This window comes from Pseudogemmobacter lacusdianii (genome assembly GCF_030848395.1).
Taxonomy (GTDB): Bacteria; Pseudomonadota; Alphaproteobacteria; order Rhodobacterales; family Rhodobacteraceae; genus Pseudogemmobacter; species Pseudogemmobacter lacusdianii.
Genome location: NZ_JAVDBT010000048.1, coordinates 1 through 854 on the forward strand (window position 1 = coordinate 1; position 854 = coordinate 854).

Genomic DNA, 854 nt, shown 5'->3' on the forward strand with positions numbered 1-854 from the left:
AGGGTCAGGACTCGTTCTTGTGTCATAGCCAGAAGATGACGGTTGCGGCGAGGGCGACGACGGAGAGGAAGACCTTCGGGGACCTGTCGTATCGGGTGGCGACCCTGCGCCAGTCTTTCAACCGCCCGAACATGATCTCGATCCTGTTACGGCGTTTGTATCGGCGCTTGTCGTGCTTGATGGGCTTGCCGCGAGACTTCCGGCCCGGGATGCAGGGCTTTATCCCTTTGTCTTTCAACGCTTCTCTGAACCAGTCGGCATCATAGCCCCGGTCGGCCAGGAGCCAATCGGCCGAAGGTAGGCTGCTCAGAAGCGCGGCCGCTCCAGTATAATCGCTGACCTGACCTGCGGTCATAAAGAAACGGATCGGGCGACCATCGGCATCGGCGACGGCGTGCAGCTTGGTGTTCATGCCGCCCTTGGTTCGGCCGATCAGACGGCCCCTTTGATCGCCGGGTCCCCCTTTTTCGACCGCAGGCTTGTCGCCGTGCGGTGCGCCTTCAGGTAGGTCGCGTCGATCATCACCGTCTTCGGAGCGGTGGCCTCGGAGGCCAGTCCATCCATCATCCGCGCAAAGATGCCCTTGTCGCTCCACCGTTTCCAGCGGTTGTAGAGGGTCTTCGGCGGGCCATATTCCCTGGGTGCATCACGCCAACGCAAACCATTGCGATTGATAAAGATTATCCCGCTCAGCACCCGCCGATCATCAACGCGCGGCTTACCGTGGCTCTTGGGGAAGAAGGGCTGGAGCCGCGCCATCTGCGCGTCCGTCAGCCAGAAAAGGTTGCTCATCTGTCAGTCTCCTCGCGGAGCCTGAATCACGCCGCGAGTGGATAATCAATGGGTCCTGACCC

1 protein-coding gene is annotated in these 854 nt (G+C 60.9%); it reads right to left on the bottom strand.

Annotation, left to right across the window (positions count from 1 at the left end; translation table 11 throughout):
- Positions 1–22 precede the first annotated feature (22 nt).
- Positions 23–792 (bottom strand): IS5 family transposase gene (locus tag Q9295_RS17965; protein WP_373457485.1). Its coding sequence is split into 2 segments (ribosomal slippage): positions 23–471 and positions 471–792, totalling 771 coding nucleotides; the frame shifts between segments, so codons are not numbered across the junction.
- Positions 793–854 lie beyond the last annotated feature (62 nt).